This is a genomic window from Streptomyces sp. NPDC101225, from assembly GCF_044767585.1.
GTDB lineage: Bacteria > Actinomycetota > Actinomycetes > Streptomycetales > Streptomycetaceae > Streptomyces.
Genome location: NZ_JBIWOE010000058.1, coordinates 25324 through 45943, shown reverse-complemented (window position 1 = coordinate 45943; position 20620 = coordinate 25324). Strand labels below are relative to the sequence as shown.

Annotated in this window: 17 protein-coding genes and 3 pseudogenes; 15 read left to right on the top strand and 5 right to left on the bottom strand. The window is 69.2% G+C overall.

The genetic code is table 11. The annotated features are described in order from the left end of the window. Positions 1-1023 precede the first annotated feature (1023 nt). The 12 genes from ACIRPX_RS42100 (at position 1024) to ACIRPX_RS42045 (ending at position 15366) form a co-directional block, all read left to right on the top strand. Positions 1024-1302, top strand: coding sequence for a TetR family transcriptional regulator (locus tag ACIRPX_RS42100; protein ID WP_404205396.1), 279 nt, complete (start codon positions 1024-1026; stop codon positions 1300-1302). Then, positions 1187-2881, top strand: coding sequence for an FAD-dependent oxidoreductase (locus ACIRPX_RS42095; RefSeq protein ID WP_404205395.1), 1695 nt, complete (start codon positions 1187-1189; stop codon positions 2879-2881). The genes ACIRPX_RS42100 and ACIRPX_RS42095 overlap by 116 nt, the downstream gene beginning before the upstream one ends. A gap of 108 nt (positions 2882-2989) precedes the next feature. Beyond that, positions 2990-5308, top strand: a complete 2319-nt coding sequence (locus ACIRPX_RS42090) for a CoA transferase (RefSeq protein WP_404205390.1) — start codon at positions 2990-2992, stop codon at positions 5306-5308. Next, positions 5308-6876, top strand: coding sequence for a class I adenylate-forming enzyme family protein (locus tag ACIRPX_RS42085; RefSeq protein ID WP_404205389.1), 1569 nt, complete (start codon positions 5308-5310; stop codon positions 6874-6876). Before ACIRPX_RS42090 ends, ACIRPX_RS42085 begins: the two co-directional genes overlap by 1 nt. A gap of 302 nt (positions 6877-7178) precedes the next feature. Beyond that, the gene (locus ACIRPX_RS42080; protein ID WP_404205388.1) at positions 7179-8444 is read left to right on the top strand and encodes an SRPBCC family protein; all 1266 of its coding nucleotides are present in this window, start codon (positions 7179-7181) and stop codon (positions 8442-8444) included. Between the two features lie 73 nt (positions 8445-8517). Beyond that, entirely contained in the window at positions 8518-9624 is a 1107-nt protein-coding gene (locus ACIRPX_RS42075) for an acyl-CoA dehydrogenase family protein (protein WP_404205387.1), read from the top strand. Between the two features lie 47 nt (positions 9625-9671). Beyond that, the gene (locus ACIRPX_RS42070) at positions 9672-10868 is read left to right on the top strand and encodes an acyl-CoA dehydrogenase family protein (protein WP_404205386.1); all 1197 of its coding nucleotides are present in this window, start codon (positions 9672-9674) and stop codon (positions 10866-10868) included. 28 nt (positions 10869-10896) lie between these two features. Then, complete coding sequence (locus tag ACIRPX_RS42065) at positions 10897-11424, top strand: aromatic-ring-hydroxylating dioxygenase subunit beta (RefSeq protein ID WP_404205385.1); 528 nt, start codon at positions 10897-10899, stop codon at positions 11422-11424. Further along, entirely contained in the window at positions 11421-12245 is an 825-nt protein-coding gene (locus tag ACIRPX_RS42060; protein ID WP_404205384.1) for an SDR family NAD(P)-dependent oxidoreductase, read from the top strand. Before ACIRPX_RS42065 ends, ACIRPX_RS42060 begins: the two co-directional genes overlap by 4 nt. A gap of 3 nt (positions 12246-12248) precedes the next feature. Continuing rightward, positions 12249-12563, top strand: coding sequence for a non-heme iron oxygenase ferredoxin subunit (locus ACIRPX_RS42055; protein ID WP_404205383.1), 315 nt, complete (start codon positions 12249-12251; stop codon positions 12561-12563). A gap of 487 nt (positions 12564-13050) precedes the next feature. Beyond that, positions 13051-13830 carry an IclR family transcriptional regulator gene (locus ACIRPX_RS42050; RefSeq protein WP_404205382.1) on the top strand — a complete coding sequence of 260 codons (780 nt, stop codon included), beginning with the start codon at positions 13051-13053 and terminating at the stop codon, positions 13828-13830. 498 nt (positions 13831-14328) lie between these two features. Next, on the top strand, positions 14329-15366 hold the full coding sequence (locus tag ACIRPX_RS42045; RefSeq protein WP_404205381.1) for an amidohydrolase family protein: 1038 nt from the start codon (positions 14329-14331) through the stop codon (positions 15364-15366). A gap of 240 nt (positions 15367-15606) precedes the next feature. Here ACIRPX_RS42045 and ACIRPX_RS42040 read toward each other — a convergent pair whose 3' ends face one another. From ACIRPX_RS42040 to ACIRPX_RS42030, 3 genes and pseudogenes are all read right to left on the bottom strand, one after another. Beyond that, complete coding sequence (locus ACIRPX_RS42040; protein WP_404205380.1) at positions 15607-15906, bottom strand: hypothetical protein; 300 nt, start codon at positions 15904-15906, stop codon at positions 15607-15609. Between the two features lie 31 nt (positions 15907-15937). Further along, positions 15938-16012, bottom strand: a pseudogene (locus ACIRPX_RS42035) (hypothetical protein); the annotation flags it as partial. A gap of 17 nt (positions 16013-16029) precedes the next feature. Beyond that, positions 16030-16269 (bottom strand): hypothetical protein, encoded by a 240-nt coding sequence (locus tag ACIRPX_RS42030; RefSeq protein ID WP_404205379.1) that lies wholly within the window; start codon positions 16267-16269, stop codon positions 16030-16032. On the opposite strand from ACIRPX_RS42030, the pseudogene ACIRPX_RS42025 reads away from it, so the two are divergent. The 3 genes and pseudogenes from ACIRPX_RS42025 to ACIRPX_RS42015 all read left to right on the top strand — a co-directional run. Beyond that, positions 16251-16644: pseudogene (locus ACIRPX_RS42025) on the top strand (aldehyde dehydrogenase family protein); the annotation flags it as partial. The gene ACIRPX_RS42030 and the pseudogene ACIRPX_RS42025 overlap by 19 nt on opposite strands. 222 nt (positions 16645-16866) lie before the next feature. Continuing rightward, positions 16867-18204: pseudogene (locus tag ACIRPX_RS42020) on the top strand (jacalin-like lectin); the annotation flags it as partial. Between the two features lie 12 nt (positions 18205-18216). Continuing rightward, positions 18217-18624 carry an RICIN domain-containing protein gene (locus ACIRPX_RS42015; protein WP_404205394.1) on the top strand — a complete coding sequence of 136 codons (408 nt, stop codon included), beginning with the start codon at positions 18217-18219 and terminating at the stop codon, positions 18622-18624. Positions 18625-18834: 210 nt separating this feature from the next. Here ACIRPX_RS42015 and ACIRPX_RS42010 read toward each other — a convergent pair whose 3' ends face one another. Then, positions 18835-19542: a FadR/GntR family transcriptional regulator gene (locus ACIRPX_RS42010; protein WP_404205378.1), complete on the bottom strand. Its 708-nt coding sequence runs from the start codon at positions 19540-19542 to the stop codon at positions 18835-18837. Next, on the bottom strand, positions 19533-20588 hold the full coding sequence (locus tag ACIRPX_RS42005) for an aldo/keto reductase (protein ID WP_404205377.1): 1056 nt from the start codon (positions 20586-20588) through the stop codon (positions 19533-19535). Before ACIRPX_RS42005 ends, ACIRPX_RS42010 begins: the two co-directional genes overlap by 10 nt. Positions 20589-20620 lie beyond the last annotated feature (32 nt).

Below are 20620 nucleotides of genomic sequence, written 5' to 3'. Positions count from 1 at the left end.
GGATGGTTCCCGATGTGCATCCGGAGGCGTTCGTGGCGCCCACGGCGGTTCTCGTCGGGGATGTCGTCGTCGAGGCGGGCGCGTCGGTGTGGTACCAGGGACCGGTCCGGCGAAAGCCGGTCCCGGAACAACTGCTGTGCAGGCGGACCGGGTTCGCGGCGGCCGCCGCACGAGGTCGGCCGATGGGATGTGGGCCGGCCTGCAGCCCTTCCACGAGCAGTTCGGTAGGCGGTCAGCGTCCACCGCGCGCTTGAGTGACCTTCCCGTGGAGCCTGCCGGGAGTTCGTCCACGATGGCGACGATCTGCGGACACGCGAAGGCGGCGAGCCGCCCGCGGGTGGACGCGCTGAAGACGCCGGGGAAGTGGGCGCGTCGGCCGCAGCCTCACCGCTGCGGCGACCTCCTCAACGTGCCTGGTACCGGGCATACCGATAACGGCTACCGGCCTTGTGTATGTGACGAGTCCGTCGTCGGAGCGCGGCAGCGGACGATCCGGCTGACGACGCGCGGCGTCCGTCAGTGAAGCGACCAGGGGCAGCCTCATGTCGTCTCCCCTTCTGCGTAGAGTCCTTCTGACAGGTCAGTCCTGCCAGAAGGACTTCGACAACTGCCGCCGCCCCGTCCGGGTCGCGACGTTGGCGAAGTCGCCGACCTGGGAGTCGAGTTCCTCCGGTGTGACGATCCGGTTGATCAGGTCGTGGGGCTGGGCCGTCTGGGCATCGAACAGCTGCCCGGTCAGGTTCCATTCCTTCGTCTTGCGTCGTCCCGTGAAACGCGCAAGACGTGTGCCCCGGCCCTAACGACGTGTGCCCCGGCCCCAACCCGGTGTGATCTTCCAGTCGATCTCGGGTATGCCCCACCGGCTGCGGTCGGTCGCCACGAAGTCACAGGTCAACGTGAGATCGAGTCCGCCGCCGGTGCAGACTGCGTCGACCGCGGCGATCGTGATCTGACCTGGTGACCTCCGCTCGCTCCGCCTCGTCACCCGTCGGCCCCCGCCGCCGGTCCCGTCCGTAGAACCAACTGGCCGACGTACGTGCGGCCGCGCTGTCGCCGTTCGCCGAAAACGGCTACCGGGCCACCGGCGTGCGGGACATCGCCGATGCGCCGGGCATCGGGCCACCAGCGTGTACAGCCATGTCAAGGGCAAGGGCGAGTTGCTGCGGGACATCGTCCCCCCCCGACGCTGGACGCCGCGATCGCAGGCCAACGGGATGCCATCGCCCGTACTCGCGCCCCCGTCGAACAGCTACGGCGTACAACCGAGGCGCTGGTGCGCTACTTCCTCGATCACCGTCGTGAATCCCTTGTCACCATCAGGGACTCCGCCGCGGCCGACGACGCCGACCTGCCTCGGATCCTGGAGCGCCGCCACCCCTACCGAGCGGGGATCGAGGACATCGTCGAGCGTGGTCTGGACATGGCTGTCTTCGCGGTCGACAACAGCAAACGGGCGTCGCTCGTCATCGTCGAGATGTGCGAGGCAGCCGTCGGTCGGTTCTATCCCGACGGCGAAGTCTTCGGGGACCGAGTCGCCTTCACCTACGGCGAGTACGCCGTGCGCATCGCCGGCGTGGTCCCCCGCCGCGGACGGCCGGACCCACGGTGGCCCCCGGAGTTCCGGCCACTGGCACTCGGCATTGTGGCGGCGGCCGTCACTTCCGACAGTGCCTGCATGACGGTTCTGATCATTGGCGCCTCGGTGGCCGGGGTGAGTACGGCGCAGGCCCTGCGCAAGAGGGGATTCCAGGAGCGCATCACGCTGCTGGGCGAGGAACGGCACCAGCCGTACGACAAACCGGCCCTGTCCAAGGATGTGCTGGCCGAGAACCTCCCTGGCAACCCCCCCACCTTGTTGACGAAGCAGCGGGCCGACGAACTCGATATCGATCTCATGCTCGGGGTGCGGGCGGAAGACCTTGACCTGCGCCGGCGCCGCGTGCAGACGGACAGGGGGGAGCGGCTGACGTTCGACCGGCTGGTTCTCGCGACGGGCGTGACCCCGCGCACCCTGCCCACCTCCCGGGAGCTGACCGGCGTATACACGCTTCGTACGCTCGACGATGCTCTGGCGCTCCGCGCCGAATTCGACCGCGGCCCACGAGTCGTGGTCATCGGGGCCGGTTTCATCGGGGCCGAGTTCGCTTCCGCCGCCCGGGCACGCGGGTTGGACGTGTCCGTCGTCGAAGCCCAACGCGTCCCGATGGCCCACCTGTTCGGCGAGCGGGTGGGCCGGATACTCGCGGGATTGCACCCCGACAACGGCGTCGCACTCGAGACCGGTGTGGGGTTCGACCGCTTCGCCGACGACGGACAGGGGCATGTGAGCGGCGTCGTCCTGGCCGACGGCCGGACGCTCCCCGCCGACCTGGTCGTCGTCGGCATCGGCGCGCGCCCCGCCACCGACTGGCTGGAATCCTCCGGACTCGAACTCGGCGACGGCGTGTCGTGCGACGCCGGCCTACGGGCCATGGGTGTCGGCGGATCCCGGGTCTACGCCGCCGGTGACATCGCGCGTCGGCACCATCCGCTGTACGGGAAACCCCTGCGCATCGAGCACTGGACCAACGCCGGGGAGCACGCGGAGATCGTCGCCGCCGACATCCTCGGGCAGCAGACGCCCCGAGCCCAGGTCCCCTACGTCTGGTCGGACCAGTACGGACGACGCATCCAGATCGCGGGCCGGCCCGCCGAAGGCAGGCTGAGCGCGCTTCGGGGCGGCATCGCCAACGGCACGATGACCGCCGTCTACGCCGATCCGGCGGGTACAGCGGTGGGCGCTCTGGTCGTCGACGATCCCCGCACCTTCATGTCCTGTCGCAAGGCGATCGCTTCCGGTGCGGACGTCGGTGGTCTCGATCTGGGGCCGGTGGCCGTGTGACCGATGGCCCCAGTGGGCCGCGGCTTCGTTCCGACCGGCGGAACCGCCGCTGCCCCGCGGCGGTCGGCCACGACATGGTGCAGGACACCATTGACGGGAGGATGGGACATGCTTCAGGACGTCACCGTGGTCGAGGTCGGGAGCCGCGTGTCGACCATGTACTGCGGAAGGCTGCTTGCCGATGCCGGCGCGGCCGTGATCAGGATCGAACCGCGCGACGCGGCCAGGGCTGCGGAACAGGAGCCGGGGTACGCGGCCTATCTGCGGCACCTGCGCCAGGGCAAGCGAGTGGTGCGGCTCGACGAGGAGGACCTGTGTGAGCAAGCCGGGGTGCGGGCCGCGCTGACCCAGGCGGTGCCGGATCTGGTCGAAGGAGCGGCGGTCGTGGTCTGTGACGACGACGTGCCGGACTTCCGGACGCTGATCAGTGTCCTGCGCCGGGAGAACCCGCGGCTGGTCGCGGTCACGGTGTCCGACTACGGTCTGGACGGGCCGCTCGCGGGAACACCGGCGACCGAGTTCACTCTCCAGGCCGAAGCCGGTGTCACGGTGCTGCATCCCAGGGGCGATCAGGCCCCGGTCGCCACGGCGGTTGAACTCGGCGAACTGACCGGCGGCGCCTGCGCGGCCGTGGGCGCCGTCACCGCGCTGCTGGGCGGCGAGACCGCGGAGGCGGGCGAGACCCCGGCGATCGACGTGGACGTCTCGCGGTTCGAGGCGTTGATCGGGCTGCTGCAGTTTCCCTGGCTGTTCCCCCAGCTCACTCCGCACATCGGTTACCCCATCCCGCAGAACACGGTTCCGGGCGTGGAGCGGGCCAAGGACGGCTGGGCCTGCGTCGTCGCCATCACCGACCCGCAGTGGAAAGCCTTCAAGAAGATGGCCGACGTACCCGAACTGGACGATCCCCGGTTCGACCTGTACGGCGACCGGCTTCACCTCGGCGCCGAGATCACCCCGCTGGTCCGCCGGTTCACCGAGCGGTACACGGTCGCCGAGCTCACCGAACTCGGTGTCCTCAACCGGGTGCCGGTCGTCCCGCTGACCGACCCAGACACGGTCGCCGACCTGCCGCCGTATGCCGAGCGGGAGACCTTCGTACGTCATGACGAAGCGGGTTTCGTCCACCCTGTACCGCCGTTCCGGATCACGCATCCGGCGCAGGCGACCGCTCCTGCGTGTGAGGGGGCCGATGCCACGCAGCCTCTGAAGGGCCTGCGTATCGTGGAGTTCGGCACCTTCCAGGCCGGACCGATGGCCACGGCCTACCTCGGCAGCCTCGGCGCCGAGGTGATCAAAGTCGAGGCGGTGAACCGCCCGGACGTGCTGCGTCTCACGGGCAATCCCATGACCGTGAACCGGATGTGGGAGCGCTCGGCCGCCTACCTCGGGGCCAACATCGCCAAACGGGACCTCACCCTCGATCTCAACGACCCGTCAGGCCTGGACCTGGCGAAACGGCTGATCGCCACCGCGGACGTGGTGCTGGAGAACTTCACGCCACACGTTCTCGACGAGCGGGGACTCGACTTCACCGGCATGCGCGACCTCAATCCGGGCCTCATCGTCGTGCGCATGCCCGCCTGGGGGCTCACGGGCAGCTGGCGCGACCGCCCCGGCTTCACCTTCACCGCGGAGGCGGCCGCCGGGCTCACCGAGATGGCGGGACACGCGGACGGCGAGCCGGTGCTCACCGGTACCGTCACCGACCCGTTCGCCGCACACCTCGCCTCCTTCGTCATGCTCGCGGGGGTTTGGCGACGCCGTGCCACCGGGCAGGCGGTCTGCGCCGAACTTGCGCTGGGCGACGTGGCCGCGCAGCTGACCGCCCGACCCGTCGTCGAGGCCTCGGCCACAGGCCGGCGCCGCACCCGTACCGGTAATCGCTCCCCGCTCGTGGCGCCGCAGGGCATGTACTCCTGCGACGACGGCGAGTGGATCGCGATCTCCGTCACGACCGACGAGCAGTGGTCGGCCCTGTGCCAGGTCCTGGGGCGCGCCGAGTGGACCGATGACACGGATCTCGCGACGCGCGAGGGACGGCAGGCGTGCCATGGGCGACTCGACGACGGCCTGGCGCGGGCCTGCTCCGAGCGGTCTGCCGACGAACTGGCGACGGCCCTGCGCGCGGCGGGGGTGCCCGCCGCCGTCATGGCGATCGGAACGGACTTCGCCGACCACCCCCAACTCGTCCACCGGGAAAGGGTCTTCACGGTGAACCACCCCGTCGTCGGCAGTGTGCGACACCTCGCCCCGCCCATGCGCTTCTCCCACGCGCCGCGGACGCCGGAGTTGCGACACGCCCCGCTCTTCGGTCAGGACAACCACGCCCTGCTGGCCGAGCTCGGCTGCACTGCCGACGAGATACGAGAGCTCAGCGACAAGGGGCTGGTCGGCGACAGCCCGTATGGAATTGCGTACCAGTGATGTCCGGCTCTGAACCCCGACAGGGCCGCTCCGGCAAACCGTCCGCCCTCGCGGCCGTCCCGCGGACCTGGGCGGCTCGAGCGCCCGAGGCCCCCTGCCTCACATACGGCGCCACGACCCGTGGCTGGCGCGAGGTGTACGAGCGCAGCTGCCGAGTCGCTCACGGGCTCACCGGCTTCGGTCACCCGGTCGGCGAGCGTGCGCTGTATCTGGGCCGCAACAGGCCCGAGTTCTTCGAGATCCTGTTCGGCGCGTCGATGGCCGGCTGGGTGAGCGTTGCCGCCAACTGGCGGCTCGCGCCGCCGGAGCTGCTGTTCGTCCTCAACAACGCCCGACCGAGAACGCTGTTCGTCTCCAGCGAGGTCCTGGAGAAACTCGAGTCGATACGCGACGAGTTGACGAGTGTGGAGTCCGTCGTGGTGATCGGCGGTGAGTGTGACGAGTACGAGAAGTGGCTGAGCTGCCGGCCCTCGCAGGAGCCCCCGGCCGTGACCGCGGACGCCGATCCCGCCTTCATGATGTACACCTCCGGAACGACCGGCGTGCCAAAGGCGGCGCTGTTCACCGGCCGGGCCCTGTACGCCACCTTCGGCGGCGCCGACGTCATGGGCATGACGCGGAACTCCGTCGTGCTGGCCGTCCTGCCGCTGTTCCACGCCGCGGGATTGAACACGGCCCTCGCGGCGCTCGCAGCCGGGGCGCACTGCGTCCTCGCCGAGGATACGAGCCCCCGCTCGATACTGGAGCTGGCTGAGCGTCACCGTGTGACCACGACCATGGTGGTACCCGCGCTCCTGAAAGCCATCGAGGCCGAGGACACCGACCGGTACGACCTCTCCGCTCTCGACACCATCGGCTACGCCGGCTCGCCCATCGACCCGGAACTGCTGCGGACCTGCCTGCGCCGCTTCGGTTCCAAGTTCGTCCAGCTCTACGGAATGACGGAGACCATCGGCATCACGGCGCTGCCTCCCGAGGACCACGACATGGCGGACGTGGGTGAAGGGCCGCTGTCGGCCGGGCGCCCGCTGCCGGACGTGACCGTACGCGTGGTCGATCCGGTGACCTGGGAGGATGTCGCCGAAGGAGTCGTGGGTGAGGTCTGGGCGAAGACCCCGACGGCCATGTGCCGGTACTGGGAGGCCCCGGAGGAGACGGCACACGTCCTGACCGCCGACGGGTTCGTGCGCACCGGCGACGCCGGCTTCCTCAGGGACGGCAACCTCTATCTGCGAGACCGGCTGAAGGACGTCATCATCACCGGCGGGGAGAACGTGTACCCGGCCGAGGTCGAGGGAATCCTCGCCGCCCACCCGGGGATCGCCGACGTCGCCGTGGTCGGGACACCGTCCGAGAGGTGGGGCGAGACGGTACGGGCCCTGGTCGTACGGACCGTCTCGTGTCCTTCTCTCGGGAAGGACGAGGTCATCTCGTACGCCAAGGAACACCTCGCAGGCTACAAGTGCCCGACCGTCGTGGAATTCGTGGCGGAATTGCCGAGGAATGCCTCGGGGAAAGTCCTCAGGCACAAGTTGCGACAGCCGCTCCGGATGGGGCGAGGCAGCTGATTCCCCGGTGCGAGTTCCGGTGCCTGGGACATTCCGTTCCGGGTCACTCGGTGTGGCGGGACAGTGCCCACGGAAACCGGCCGTGACGGAGGTGGGCACGTACGTCGCGAATGCGGTCGCGGATTTGAATCCAGTTTCCCTCTGCCGAATGCGACGAAACGGTTCCAGCCGCCGGAACCGCGGAAGCGGGCCGCGCGCCGAGCACGGCACGGTGGCTTTGTACAGGAAAGGACGGAACGCAGGTGTCTGAATACATCGAAGTCGACCAGGAGATGCCCCGATTCCGGGTGAACCGGAGGGTCATGACGGATCAGGACGTGTTCGCTGCGGAGCGTGAGCAGATCTTCGACCACAGCTGGCTCTACATCGGTCATGAGACGGAACTCGTCAAGCCCAACGACTATGCCACGCGCACCGTGGCCGGGCGCCCGCTGATCTTCGCCCGGGACGCCAAGGGGAAGACCAGGGTCTGGGTCAACTCCTGCCCGCACCGCGGTGCGATGCTGTGCCGCGACCCGAAGGGCAACGCGCGCTTCCTGACCTGCTTCTACCACGGCTGGACCTTCAACACCTCGGGTGAACCGGTGTCGATCCCGAGCGAGGAGGGCTACAGCCCCGACTTCGAGCGGATCGGGCTGGCTGCCCCGGCGAAGGTGGACTCCTACCGAGGTTTTGTCTTCGTCAGTTTCGACCCGGACATCGTGGACCTGCCCACCTATCTGGCGGGGGCGACCGAGTACCTGGACCTGGTGTCCGACCAGTCCGAGGTCGGCATGCGGGTGCTCCCGGGAACGCACGAGTACTCCGTCAAGGCCAACTGGAAACTGCTGGCGGAGAACAGCTACGACGGTTACCACCTGGTCTCCACCCACCAGCGCTACCTGGAGATGATCACCGCTGCCCACGGCAAGATCGACGTCTCGGCCGGCAGCGCCGGGGCGAGGGCGATCAACCTGGGAGGCGGTCACGCGGTCATCGCCGCCACTCCTGCCAGCGGCGCGCTGTTCGGGCGGCCTCTGTCGGAGGCCGCGAAGAGCGAGAAGGCGGAGCGCTTCCAGCGGTTCCGCGAGATGTACGGCGATGCGTGGGTGGACCGTATGGGCGGTTCCCGCAACATGGTGATCTTCCCCAACCTGGTCGTCATCGACCTGGTGATGGGCGTGGTGATCCGCAGGATCGAGCCGGTCTCGCCCGACTACATGGAGGTCAGCGCCTGGCACCTGGCGCCGCCCGAGGAGGGGGAGGAACTGCACAAGCAACGGCTGGACAACTTCCTCACCTTCTGGGGGCCGGGCGGGCTGGCCTCTCCCGACGACGTCGAGGCGCTTGAGACGTGCCAGCGGTCGTACGCGGCCCGGGGCGAGTTGCCCTGGTCCGACATCTCCCGCGGGATGCACACGCCGCTCAAGTCGGTCGGTGGCGAGTACCAGATGCGCACGTGGTGGGGCCGCTGGCACGAGCTGATCACAGGTGAGGCACTCCCCGAGGAGCCGCAGGCCCCGCTGGAGGACTTCTTCGCGGGCCAGCGGTCGCCGAAGCAGACCTCCGAGACCGTTCAGGCGAAGTAGCCGGGCGGGGCCGCCCGCCCTGACCGCCACACGGCGAGCTGAATGACCGAGAAGCCGAAGAGAAGAGAAGAGCATGGATCTGCAGCCCACCGAAGAGCACCTCGCCGTCGCGGAACTCACTCGCGCCATCGGGCTCGACGTCCTGGCTCCCGCGGCACGGAAGGCGGAGGAGGAGCGAGCCGTACCGGACGCCGTGTGGCGGACCCTGGCGGAGACGGGGCTGACCGTGCCCCTGCCCGAAGCGGTCGGCGGAGGCGGGATTCCCGACACCGCGACGCAGATGATCGCGGTCGAGAACCTGGCGTACGGTGATCCCGGCATCGCGATCGCGGCCGTATGGGGTGGCGCTCCTGCACTGCTTCTGTCCCGGCACGGCTCGCCGGAGCAGATCGCGAACCTGGCCCGCCTCGTGGACGATCCGAAGGCACGTGGTGCCGTGGCCCTCTACGAGGGGTACGGACGAGGCCCCGAGGAGTTCACCACCACCATCAGCGCCGAGCCCGGCGGAACCGTGCGGGTCAAGGGGCGCAAGGTCGCCGTACCGTTCGCGGAGACCGCCGACCCGCTGGTCGTGGTGGGCCGCGACGCGGAGAGCGGTGCGCTGCGCGCCGTACACGTGCCGGTCCCGGCCCGCGGGGTGACGGTGCGGGGCACCGGACCCGGCCTCGCGCTGGACGCCGCGGCGCCCGCCACCGTGGTGCTCGACGTGAGCCTGCCCGCTTCCTGCGCGATCGCGGATGGCGACGGGCTCGCCGGCACGGTGGACAGGCTTCGTCTGGCCGTGGCCGCCGCTCAGGTGGGTACGGCCACGCGGGCGGTGGAGTACGCCTCGGAGTACGCGACCGAGCGGGTGGCCTTCGGTCGGCCGATCGCCGGCTTCCAGGGCGTCGCCTTCCCGTTGGCCGAGGCACTGATGCAGATCCACGAGGTGCGCCTGGAGGTGACCGAGGCGGCCGTACTGCTGGACGAGGACCGGTACGCGGAGGCCGCGTCGGCTGTCACCCGGGCCGTCAACTACGCGGGAGAGGTGGCCGCCGAGGCCACCCGGACCGCCGTGCAGACCCTCGGCGGCCATGGCTTCATCCAGGAGCACCCGGTCGAGATGTGGTATCGGGCGGCGGCCGCGCTGTCCGCGCTCGACTTCGACCCGCTGCGCTCGGCCTTCACCCCCGCGCTCTGAGCGCCCCCCACACAACCCCGCACACGGATGACAGAGATCGAGGAGCCATGAGTCTGTCCTTCGAGATCAGCAAGGAACTGGCCGACTACGCCGAGACGGTGCGCGCGTGGTCGCTCGCCGAGTGCCGCCCCTACGCGCGTGAGGCCGACGAGAAGCATGCCCCGCCGGCGAACTGGGCGCAGATCCTGGACACCAGTCCGGTCCCGCTGGGCCGGGTCGACAAGCCCCAAGAGGACCCCTTGCCGGACTTCGCGGAGGGCCAGTACGTCTCCAAGGCGGTGATCACCGAGGCCCTCACCTACGGCGACGTCTGGGTCCCGCCTGTGCTGGGCGGCGGCATCGGCGAACTCGTCGTCGAAGCCATGGGGACTCCCGAGCAGATCGCCCGGTGGTACGACCCGATCGCGGCGACCGGTGGCACCACGGGCTTCGCGCTCACCGAGCCGGGCTTCGGCTCCGACACCTCGCTGGTCGCCACCACCGCGACCCGCGAGGGCGACACCTGGGTGCTCAACGGCACCAAGATCTTCTGCACCGGCGGTGCCACCGGCGAGTACGTCACCGTCTTCGCCACGGTCGACAAGTCCCAGGGGGCGAAGGGGATCAACTGCTTCGTCGTGCCCAGGGGAACTCCCGGATTCACCGTCCCCAAGGCGACCGAGAGCAAGCTCGGCATCCGCAGCTGGGTCACCTCCGAACTGCTCTTCGACAACTGCGCGGTCCCACTGGAGAACCGGCTCGGCTGGACCGCCGACGGGGCCGCCGAGGCGCGCCGCAGTGGCCGCAGCGGGGCGCTGGCCGCCTTGGTCCACAACCGCCCCCGGATGTCCTCCATGGCCATGGCTCTGGCCCGGGCCGCTCTGGACGTCACCAAGGAGCAGCTGGCCGGGCAGAAGACCGGGTTCGCTCCGCAGCGGTGGGCTCTGGTCGAGAACGAACTGGAGAACATGGGGCACGCGTTGGAGCGGGGCCGCAGGCTCGTGCTGCGCGCCCAGTACCTCGTCGACATCGGCAAGGAGGGTACGGACGTAGCTGCCGCCGCCGCGGCCAAGGCCTACGCGCCGCAGACCTGCGAGCGGATGATCCGGCGCTGCATCCAGCTGCTGGGTCCCGAGGGCTGGAGCAGGGAACTGCTGTTGGAGAAGTGGTACCGGGACGTCAAGATCATGGACATCTTCGAGGGCTCGGGCCAGATCCAGCGGATCATCGCGGGCCGCACGCTCATGGGCCGACTGGTCGGCTGAGCCGACCGCACACACGTAACAAGGAGTCATGATGGCCACCCAAGCCCCGAACCCGCCGTTCGCACCGGCGGACGTCCCCGACAGTCTGGTCCGCTCGGTGGAACGGTTCCTCTACGAGGAGGCCGAACTGCTCGACACCTGGCGGCTGCACGAGTGGCTGGAGCTCTTCGCCCCGCACGGTCAGTACCTGGTGCCCTCCACCGACCGGCCCGACGGCGATCCCACCCGGGACCTGTTCCTGATCCAGGACGACCGCTTCCTGCTGGAGCAGCGGGTGAACTCGCTGCTCACCAGGGCCGCGCACGCGGAGTACCCGCACTCTCGTACCCGCCACCTGGTCTCGAACGTACGGGTCACCGAGGCCGAATGCGACCGGCTGGCCGTGACCGCCAACTTCGCGGTGTTCCGAGTGCGGGCGGGGAGTGTCGACACCTACGTCGGTCAGTACCGGCACGTCCTGGTCACGGACGGCGGCGCGTTCCGCTACGAGATCCGCAAGGCGGTGCTCGACCTCGACGCGCTGCGCCCGCACGGCAAGGTGAGCGTGATCCTGTGAACCGCCTGCGGGACAAGGTCGCGATCGTGACCGGCACCGGCCCGCTCATCGGCGGGGCGATCGCGGCCGGCCTGGCCGCCGAGGGCGCCCGGGTGGTGTGCACGGGGCTGGACGAGGACGCGGTCAAGCCGTGTGTCGCGGCGATCGAGGAGGCGGGCGGCGATGCCTTCGCCGTCCTGGGCGATGTGACCGACGCCATACACGTCCAGGAGGTCGTGGAGCGGGCGGTGGACCGGTGGGGCCGGGTGGACGTCCTGGTCAACAGCGCCGTGTGGTTCCGCAAGCAGGGACTGCTGACGATGGCCGTGGAGGACTACCGCCGGCAGCTCGACGTCATCCTCGGCGGCGCGTTCCTCTTCACCCGAGAGGTTGCCCAGCACATGATCGGCGCCGGCACCGGGGGGAGCGTCATCAACGTGCTCTCCACCGCGGCCTGGCAGGGCGAGCCGGGCAACATCGGCTACTCCACCGGCAAGAGCGGCCTCATCAACTTCACCCGCTCGGCGGCGATGGAACTCGCCCGCCACGGCATCCGGGTCAACGGCTTCACTCCCACCGCGACCCTGCCCGACGACCCGGAACGGGCCCGTGCCCTGGCGGAGCTGATGGCCGCTCCGGGCGAGTATCAGATGGACTTCCAGGGGCTGTTCCCGCTGGGCCGGTTGCCCACGCCCGGGGACTACGTGCCGGCGGTGGTGTTCCTCGCCTCCGACGAGTCGTCGATGATCACCGGCAGCAACATCACGGTGGACGGCGGCGCCACCGCGAAGTACTGGCCGTGGCTGCCGGGAAACGGCGCTCGGCAGGAGAGGACGGCCTGAACCATGACGACCGAGCGCCGGTTCGCCTGCCTGGCCGAGGACCTGTCGCCGGGCGCGGCCATGACCGTCCCCGGCGACCCGCCGATCGCCGTGTACCGCACCGAAGCGGGGGATTTCCACGCGACCGCGGACACGTGCACCCACGAGAAGTGGTCACTCGGTTCCGACAGCGACCTGGAGGGCTGTGAGGTGACCTGCCCATTGCACATGGCCCGCTTCGACATCCGTACCGGTGAGGCGCTCTGCTTCCCGGCGACGGTCGCGCTGCGGACGTATGGGATCGAGATCGACGACGGAAAGGTCTTCGTCCTCGGTTGAGGGGTCGGGCCCACGGCATCGTGCCGTGGGCCCGACGGCTGTCGTGACAGCGCCTTCTCTCAGGTCCTCGACGCCACCCAGGACCTGCTGAACTGCTGGACCGGCACCTGCACCACCTGCCACCAACCCCTGCCCAGAACGTCCGGCACCAGCCAGAACCCAAGAGTCAGAGCAACCTGACGGAGTCCTACTGGTGCTGGATCATGGTGCTGAGGGCACGTCCGGGCCGTGACGAGGGCGAGCAGGCGATGATCCACCGCGTGGCGTCGGCCAGAAAGGTGCCGATTCCTCTTCCGGGCTCGTCGGCTGCTCACGAGCAGAACAGGCCGTTCTCCGTACGGTACGGGTCGGTGGCCAGTGCTGACACGGAATGTTCCGGTGGCCGGAACCTGGACCGTGGGGTGTCGGCAGCGGTTTCATACTGCTGGCATGCGGGCGAAACGTGGGCGTGTGGTCCGCTGTGTGCGCCGCGCCGAACGGAGGGCTCATGCTCATCGTCGAGACACCACCGTCGATCCTGTCCAAGGCGTTCGATCTGCTGCGTGCGTTCAACACTCATGAACGAGTGATGACGCTGAGCGAGTTGTCGGAGGCCTCGGGGCTGCCCAAGTCGACCGTGCACCGCCTGCTGGCCCGTCTGATCGAGCTGGGGGCGATCGAACACCACGGCGGCGGGTACCGGATCGGCATCGAGCTGTTCCAACTCGGCAGCACGACGCCTGCCGGCGCCATGCGCGACCTCGCCATGCCGCACATGGCGGCCCTGCACCGGTGGACGGGGCACACCGTCCACCTGGGGGTGCTCCGCCAGTTCGACGTCGTGTATCTGGAGAAGATGGCGCGCAACGGCAGACCGTCCGACCCGTCCGGTGTGGGTGCGCGGCTGCCGGCCTGCTGCACGGCCGTCGGCAAGGCGATGCTCGCCCACGAGAGCCTGGACGACCTGAAGCACTTCCTGCCCGCCCCCCTGCCCACGCTCACACCCCACACGATCACGGGAGTCGACCGGTTGATCGCTGAGCTCAGGCTGATTCGCCAGGGCGACCTGGCGCGTGAACACCAGGAGGCCAGGCTGGGCCTTGCCTGCGTCGCGTCGCCGATCGTTGTGAGGGGTTTCGCCGTGGGGGCCCTCTCGGTGGCCTATCCGGCCGACGCGGAGCTGGACCCCAGGACCGGGACCGCCGTCCGGGACACCACGGCCCAACTCGCCTCGGAGATCACACAGCGGCTCTCGGAGCACGGCGACTGGTTCCCGCACGAGGTGTGACCGAGCGGCCCTCGTGCCGGGGCGGTGTCACTGGTCAGACGGCGAAGACCTTGTCGGAGGTGTGGTCTTGGTCTGGACGAAGTCGCTCCATTCGAGGTCGAGATCAGGTTCCGAGGCGACACGGAGAGCAGAGCCAGTTTGAGCCTCTCGTACGGGTCGTCGCCCTCACTTCCGCTGGGTGGGTTCACTGTCAGTCGCGGATCTCCCTCCGGCCGACGGGGACGTCGAGGTCTTCGAGCGTGCTCTTGAGCAAATTCGTCACACGCGTGTCGGCACCCGCCGACGTCGGACACTGCGTGATGCCGAGGCCTGACATCCCGGCCATGGTCGTTTCCCCCGCGGTTCCGTACAAGGGGAGCCCGCGGCGCTTTCCTCTCGGCGGCCGTGGTCAGTGGCCCCGACTCCTGTGTACCTGTCCGAGGACCATGCGGCCATGGGGCGTTCTACTGCCCGGAACCCCCAGTTGGCCGGACGCCGGGCGGTCGACAGGCTGGCGGTATGTCTGATCTTCCCGCCACTCAAGGCCAACCGGTCGTGGACATCCACGCGCATCACCTTCCCGCAGCTCTGAGCCCGCCGGCCCGCGCGGCGGACGACCCCCGGTGGCCGCACCTGGTCATAGACGACGAGGGGGGCGCGGGACGGATCATGCGTGGGCCGGAGGTCTTCCGGCGAGTGAAACCCGCGTTGTGGGACGTGCCGACGCGGCTCGCCGAACTCGACAGGGCGGGGGTGGACGTCCAGGTGATCTCGCCCGTCCCTGTGACGCTGTCGATGTGGGCTGACGGCAAGGACGCGGCCGAGTACCTGCGTCGGCAGAACGACCTGTTCGCGGAAGCCGTGGCGGCGTCCGGGGGCCGACTGCGCGGCCTGGGTGCCGTACCCCTTCAGGACGTCGATGCCGCGATCGGTGAACTGCTGCGTGTCAAAATGGAGTTGCGCCTGGACGGTGTGGAGATCGGCACCCGGATCGGCGACCTGGAACTGGACGATCCGCGCCTGCGGCCGTTCTTCGCGGCGGCCGAGGAGGCGGGCGTTCCCCTCTTCGTCCACCCCACGGACGGTCCGCGGGTGATCCGCCGTGCCGAGCCCGGCTATACGTTCGGCGTGGGCATGCTGACGGACACCGCTCTGGCGGCCACCGCGCTGGTCTTCGGCGGCGTTCTGGACGACTTCCCCGGCCTGCGGGTCGCCCTGGCCCACGGCTGCGGCTCGTTCGCGTGGACGTATCCGCGCACCGCCTACGGCGACGCGCTGCTGCGCGGCGGCCCCGATCCGGAACGCACCGCGCGGCTCAAGCGCGTGGTCGGCTCGTTGTGGGCCGACACACTGGTCTTCGATCCGGAGCATCTGCGACTGGTCGCGGCTCGCCTCGGTGCCGGACATCTGATGCTCGGCACCGATCACCCGTTCCTGCACGCACCCCTGGAGACCGCCCTCGCCACCGTGACCGAGGCCGGCGACCAGAACATCCTCGGGCAATCGCAGGTGTCCGACATCTTTGGACGCAACGCACTGGATTTCCTGGGGCTGTGAGGCAGCGGGGCTGGAGGAGCATGCCGACGAGGCGGCGGACTCCCGCGACGGACAGGGGAATGAGGTTGGTTTGTCCTAATCGATCCCCCTTTTTTTCAACTCCTGGGCGCGGATCGCGGTCAGTACGGCGACTGCGGCCACGGCCAGGGTGATGTGCCGGTACCAGGCGTCGTAGCGGCGGACCTGGTAGTGGTCCAGGCCGCGCTCGTTCTTCGCGATCTGGAACGATTCCTCGATGGCCTACCTGGCCGCGTCGACCTTGACCGACCGGCGGGCCAGAACCCAGTGCCCGACACCGTCCTCCCACACCGGGCGGATCACCACCCGAGCCCAGTCGGAGAACCGTTCGCCGGGGAAACCCATGCCGCCGGACAGGCGCTTTTGCGCCTGCCGCGGCAGCGCGGCGAACAGCTGGTCCACCCGGACCTCGCGCCGCCCGGCCGTGATCACGGTGTCGTTGACCCAGGTGGCCATTACATAGCCGACGCCGCGTTGCTCCAGCCAGATCCGGAGGTGCTTGACCTGTCGCGTAGATCGCACGCTGCAGCATCCAGCGGAAGCGCTCGTTCTTCGTCGCGAACGGCACCTCGTCGGGCACACCGGCCGCGCGGCAGCGCTCGCGGTCGTCCGTCCACGAGGCCGGCACGTACAACTCCCGGTCGATCAGCGCGCACCCCTACGAGGAGGCGTAGGCCAAGAACGTACCCCAATGCCGAGGTCGTCCGCCTGAAGGCCAAGACCGCGGGGGTGCTCCGTCAGGTCAGGAAACGCGGTGTGCGCGGCTTCGATCGCGCTGTCGACGTCCTGCGGGGTGTCGGCGTACAGGCCGAAGGTATCCTCGCCGGTGGCCAGCGTGTCGCCCATGGCCCCGGCCAGGTCGACGCCGCGGCGCTCCAGCGCCACCGGTGCGCGCGCCGGCCCAACGCCTGGGCGAGCTGCTCGCCGAGCACAGGCAGGACCTCGCCGACCTCACGAGGCAGTACACCAAGTCACCGTCAAGGCCGGGAAGATCGGTTCCGAGGCGATGCGCGAAGCGCAGGAGATGATCGACATCTGCGACTTCGCCGTGGGCCCGTTCCGACAGCTCTACGGCCGCACCGTGCCGTCCGAGCGCCCCGGCCACCCGCTGATGGAGACCTGGCAGCCGCTGGACGTGGTCGGCGTGATCAGCGCGTTCAACTTCCCGGTCGCGGTGTGGGCGTGGAACGCCGTGCTCGCACTGGTCTGCGGGGGAACACCGTGGTGTGAAGGCCGCCGGAGCTCACCCCGCTGACCGCGCACCTGTGAGTTGGGCCGCGCTGTGTGACAGCGCTTACGCCGGAGACCTACTAGTGGGTACAGTCACGCCGTCCCGACTTTCCGTCGGAGACCAACTCCTGTTGCGAACGGTCGCTCTTTGACGATGCCGGCCGGTATGCCAGCAACCGGTGCGCTTCACGCATTGTCATGCACATTATTTCCATTTCGACTGTATCCATCCTCGCCCCGAAGGAGACATCCTTGCGGAGACTTCTCTCCGGACTGGCCACCGGAGCCCTCCTGATCGCCGGACTGGCCGGTGCCACCATCGCGGCGGCGCCCGCCGCCTCGGCCGCGGACTCCGGCACCTTCAACGTCCTGTCCTACAACGTCGCGGGCCTGCCCCAGGCCATCAACAGCGCCGACACGGAGCGGACGAGCGCCACCACGGCGATCGGCCAGCGACTCTCGCCGTACGACATCATCAACGTCGAGGAGGACTTCAACTACCACGCCTACCTCTACGCCGCCGACTCGCACCCCTACCGCACGCCCACCAGCGGCGGGGCCGGCATCGGGAGCGGCCTCAACACCCTGTCGAACTACGCCTACGACGAGGACGACTTCGAGCGGGTCGGCTGGGACTCCTGCCAGTACGACTCCGGGGACTGCCTCACTCCGAAGGGCTTCACCTTCATGCGTGAGCGTCTCGCCGAGGGCGTCTACATCGACTTCTACAACCTGCACACCAACGCCGGGACAGCCAGCGGTGACCTGTCGGCCCGGGCGGACAACCTCAGCCAGCTCACGGACTTCATCGCGACGCACTCGGCGGGCAACGCGGTCGTGGTCATGGGCGACACCAACACCCGGTACACCCGCTCCGGCGACACCATCGCCGAGTTCGTCGCGGACAACGGCCTGACCGACGCCTGGGTCAAGAACATACGGGGCGGAGTGGCGCCAGCCAAGGGCAGCGGCGCGCTCGTCTGTGACGAGGACGCGATCACCAACACCTGCGAGGTGGTCGACAAGATCCTCTACCGCAGCAGCAGGTTCGTCACTCTGAACGCCACGTCCTACAACAACGAGCACGCCAAGTTCCTGGAGGACTCCTCCGGGCTGATGCTCTCCGACCACGACCCCATCACCGCCGCCTTCACCTGGAAGACCAACCCTGCTTTCCAGCTCAGTGAACAGTTCGGGGGCCCGCACGGCGACTACTTCACCGATGTGAACAGCGTGCCATGGGGCGCCCAGGCGACCGCCGTCTCCTTGCGGGCCGGAGCCCGGGTGGACCAGGTCGGTGTGACACTGAGCAACGGAACAACGCTCACCCACGGTGGAACCGGGGGCACGGCTTCGACACTGACCCTGGGAAGCACCGAATACGTCACCAGCGCCTACCTGTGCCAGGCCAAGCACGACGGCCATACGAGAATCTTCTACGCGAAGTTCACCACCAGTCTCGGCAACACCCTTGCCGGAGGCTCCACCACTTCCGACTGTGTGACCCGCACCGCTCCGGCCGGCTGGCAGATCGCGGGGTTCCACGGCCGCAGCGGTGACGAGGTCGACAAGATCGGGTTCATCTATACCCCGAACGACTTCATGCTGGTCAACCGGGCAACCGGCAAGTGCCTCGACGTGAACGGCTGGTCGACCGACGACGGAGCCGATGCCCAGCTCTGGACCTGCCACGGCGGCGCCAACCAGCGCTGGCGGATCGAACCGCTCGCCGACGGCACCAGCCGAATCGTCAACACCTACAGCAACAAGGCACTCGACGTGGCCTCCTGCGGAACCGCCGACGGCACGGGCATCCAGCAGTGGACCTGGCTGGACAATTCCTGCCAGCGCTGGGCACTCACCTCGACCGACGACGGCTGGATGCGGCTGCAGAACCCCAACAGCGGCAAGGTCGCGGACGTCGCGGACTGCTCCAGTGCCGACGGTACCGACGTCCGCCTCTGGACCTGGCTGAACAACTACTGCCAGCAGTGGCAGACCCAGCCGTAGGGCCGTAACACGGACACGCCGGGGTGTGTGCCCCGGCGACGGTCGCCTGTGCGGTGCCCAGGCAGCACCGCACAGGCGACCCATGGCGGCGCGCCGGGCGCACCCGGCGCCGCCCGTCGGAGTGCGTACAAGCGGCTGCGAGGACCGCGTACGCCGACACCCGTCCCGGTTCCCGGGGCATCCGCTTGCCAGGGTCATGGCCCTGAGCGATCAGCGGTCGAACTCACCTTCCGCGGAGTCCGTGTGGTCGCGCAGCCAACGTTCCGTGTTGTGGACGTGTATCAGGGCGGTGGCCTGGCTGAGCCCGGCGTCCCGGGCGGCCAGAGCCGAGAAGATGGCCTCGTGCTCCGTGAGCGTGCGTCCGGCGGCCTGTGTGTCGACCAGACCGCGCCAGATGCGGGCCCGCAGGGTGCGCCCGGAAATGCCCTCGAGGATGGTCAGCAGCGTCTCGTTGCCCGTGGCGGCGACCACGGCGCGATGGAACGCCGCGTCATGGAAGTTCAGCTGTTCCACGTCATCGCGCGCCTCGCGCATCGCGTCCAGGTGTCGCTTCACCTCTGCCAGGCCTTCCTCGGAGATGCGTGTGGCGGCGAGCGCGGTGGCCATCGGTTCGAGCAGCCGTCGTACCTCCATCAGGTCGACGATGGCGCCGGCATCCCCCTGCAGCAGTTCCACCGCCCCACCCAGCCCCTCCAGCAGCAGGCTCGGCTGAAGGCTGGTGACGTAAGTGCCGTCCCCGCGGCGGACTTCCAGGACCCGGGCAACGGCCAGGGCCTTCACCGCCTCGCGCGCAAGGTTGCGAGACAGCCCCAGTTGGGCGGCCAGTTCCGGTTCCGGAGGGAGCTTCGAGCCCGGCGGCAGGGCACCCGACCTGATGAGTTCGCGGATCTGTTCGATGGCCTTGTCCGTCAGTGACAAAGGGGCCCCCTTCCGTGGGTGTGCTCGGCGTTCGGGCCCGCTCCGCCGGCCTCCGCGCAAGGAGCGGCGGCCGGGACGTCCGCGCGTATCAGGCCGCGGGCACGGAGATCCTCCCAGAGTTCGCTCGGCACGTGTGCACGGGCCAGGCCGATGTTCCGCTCGACCTGGCCCCCGTTGCGCATCCCGAGCGTGACGTTGACGACACTGGGATGGGTGAAGGGGAAGGCGATCGCCGCGGTGGGCAGCGTCGTGCCGTACCGCGCGCAGACCTCCGCGATCGCCCTGGCGCGGGCGACGAGCTGCGGGGGAGCGCTCTGGTAGTCGTACTTCATGCCCTCCATGGGCCGGTCCTGGGAGAGCAGGCCCGAGTTGAAGACGCCGACCGCGACGACGCCTCTGCCGAGTTCCCGCGCGGCGGGCAGCACGTCGTCGAGGGCCGACTGGTCGAGGAGGGTGTAGCGGCCGGCCAGCATCACCACGTCCGCCGGGGTCTCGCGGAGGAACCGGGCGAGCATGGCGGACTGGTTCATGCCGGCCCCGATGGCGCCCACGACTTCTTGGTCGCGCAGCGTGGCCAGGGTGGGCATGGCCTCCTCTGCCGCCTGCTTCCAGTGGTTGTCGGGGTCGTGCAGGTAGACCACGTCGAGCCGGTCCAGCCCGGTACGGTTCAGGGTGTCCTCGACGGAGCGCAGGACGCCGTCACGGCTGAAGTCCCACTGCCTGCGCAGGTCGTCGCGCACGACGAAGCCCTCGGTGTCGAGGCCGCTCGGCCGTTCGTTGGGCACGAGCAGCCGGCCCACCTTGGAGGAGACGACGTACTCGTCGCGCGGACGGTCCCGGAGGGCGGCGCCGAGGCGGTGTTCCGACAGGCCGAGTCCGTAGTGCGGTGCGGTGTCGAAGTACCTGACGCCGGCGTTCCATGCCACGTCGACGGCGCTCGCCGCCTCATGGGCGGAGGTGACCCGGTAGAGGTTGCCGATGGTGGAGGCCCCGAAGCCGAGCTCGGTCAGTCGGACGGGGGTGTTCGGGATCTCTCTGCGCCGCATGGGGTGCTCCTGTGGCGGGGTCGGGGACCGGT

Coding starts and splice junctions, on each gene's coding strand:
- ACIRPX_RS42075 (WP_404205387.1), top strand. CDS start 8,518: ATGGATCTGCAGCCCACCGAAGAGCACCTCGCCGTCGCGGAACTCACT.
- ACIRPX_RS42070 (WP_404205386.1), top strand. CDS start 9,672: ATGAGTCTGTCCTTCGAGATCAGCAAGGAACTGGCCGACTACGCCGAG.
- ACIRPX_RS42085 (WP_404205389.1), top strand. CDS start 5,308: ATGTCCGGCTCTGAACCCCGACAGGGCCGCTCCGGCAAACCGTCCGCC.
- ACIRPX_RS42065 (WP_404205385.1), top strand. CDS start 10,897: ATGATGGCCACCCAAGCCCCGAACCCGCCGTTCGCACCGGCGGACGTC.
- ACIRPX_RS42045 (WP_404205381.1), top strand. CDS start 14,329: ATGTCTGATCTTCCCGCCACTCAAGGCCAACCGGTCGTGGACATCCAC.
- ACIRPX_RS42050 (WP_404205382.1), top strand. CDS start 13,051: ATGCTCATCGTCGAGACACCACCGTCGATCCTGTCCAAGGCGTTCGAT.
- ACIRPX_RS42090 (WP_404205390.1), top strand. CDS start 2,990: ATGCTTCAGGACGTCACCGTGGTCGAGGTCGGGAGCCGCGTGTCGACC.
- ACIRPX_RS42015 (WP_404205394.1), top strand. CDS start 18,217: ATGCTGGTCAACCGGGCAACCGGCAAGTGCCTCGACGTGAACGGCTGG.
- ACIRPX_RS42080 (WP_404205388.1), top strand. CDS start 7,179: ATGACGGATCAGGACGTGTTCGCTGCGGAGCGTGAGCAGATCTTCGAC.
- ACIRPX_RS42005 (WP_404205377.1), bottom strand. CDS start 20,588: ATGCGGCGCAGAGAGATCCCGAACACCCCCGTCCGACTGACCGAGCTC.
- ACIRPX_RS42055 (WP_404205383.1), top strand. CDS start 12,249: ATGACGACCGAGCGCCGGTTCGCCTGCCTGGCCGAGGACCTGTCGCCG.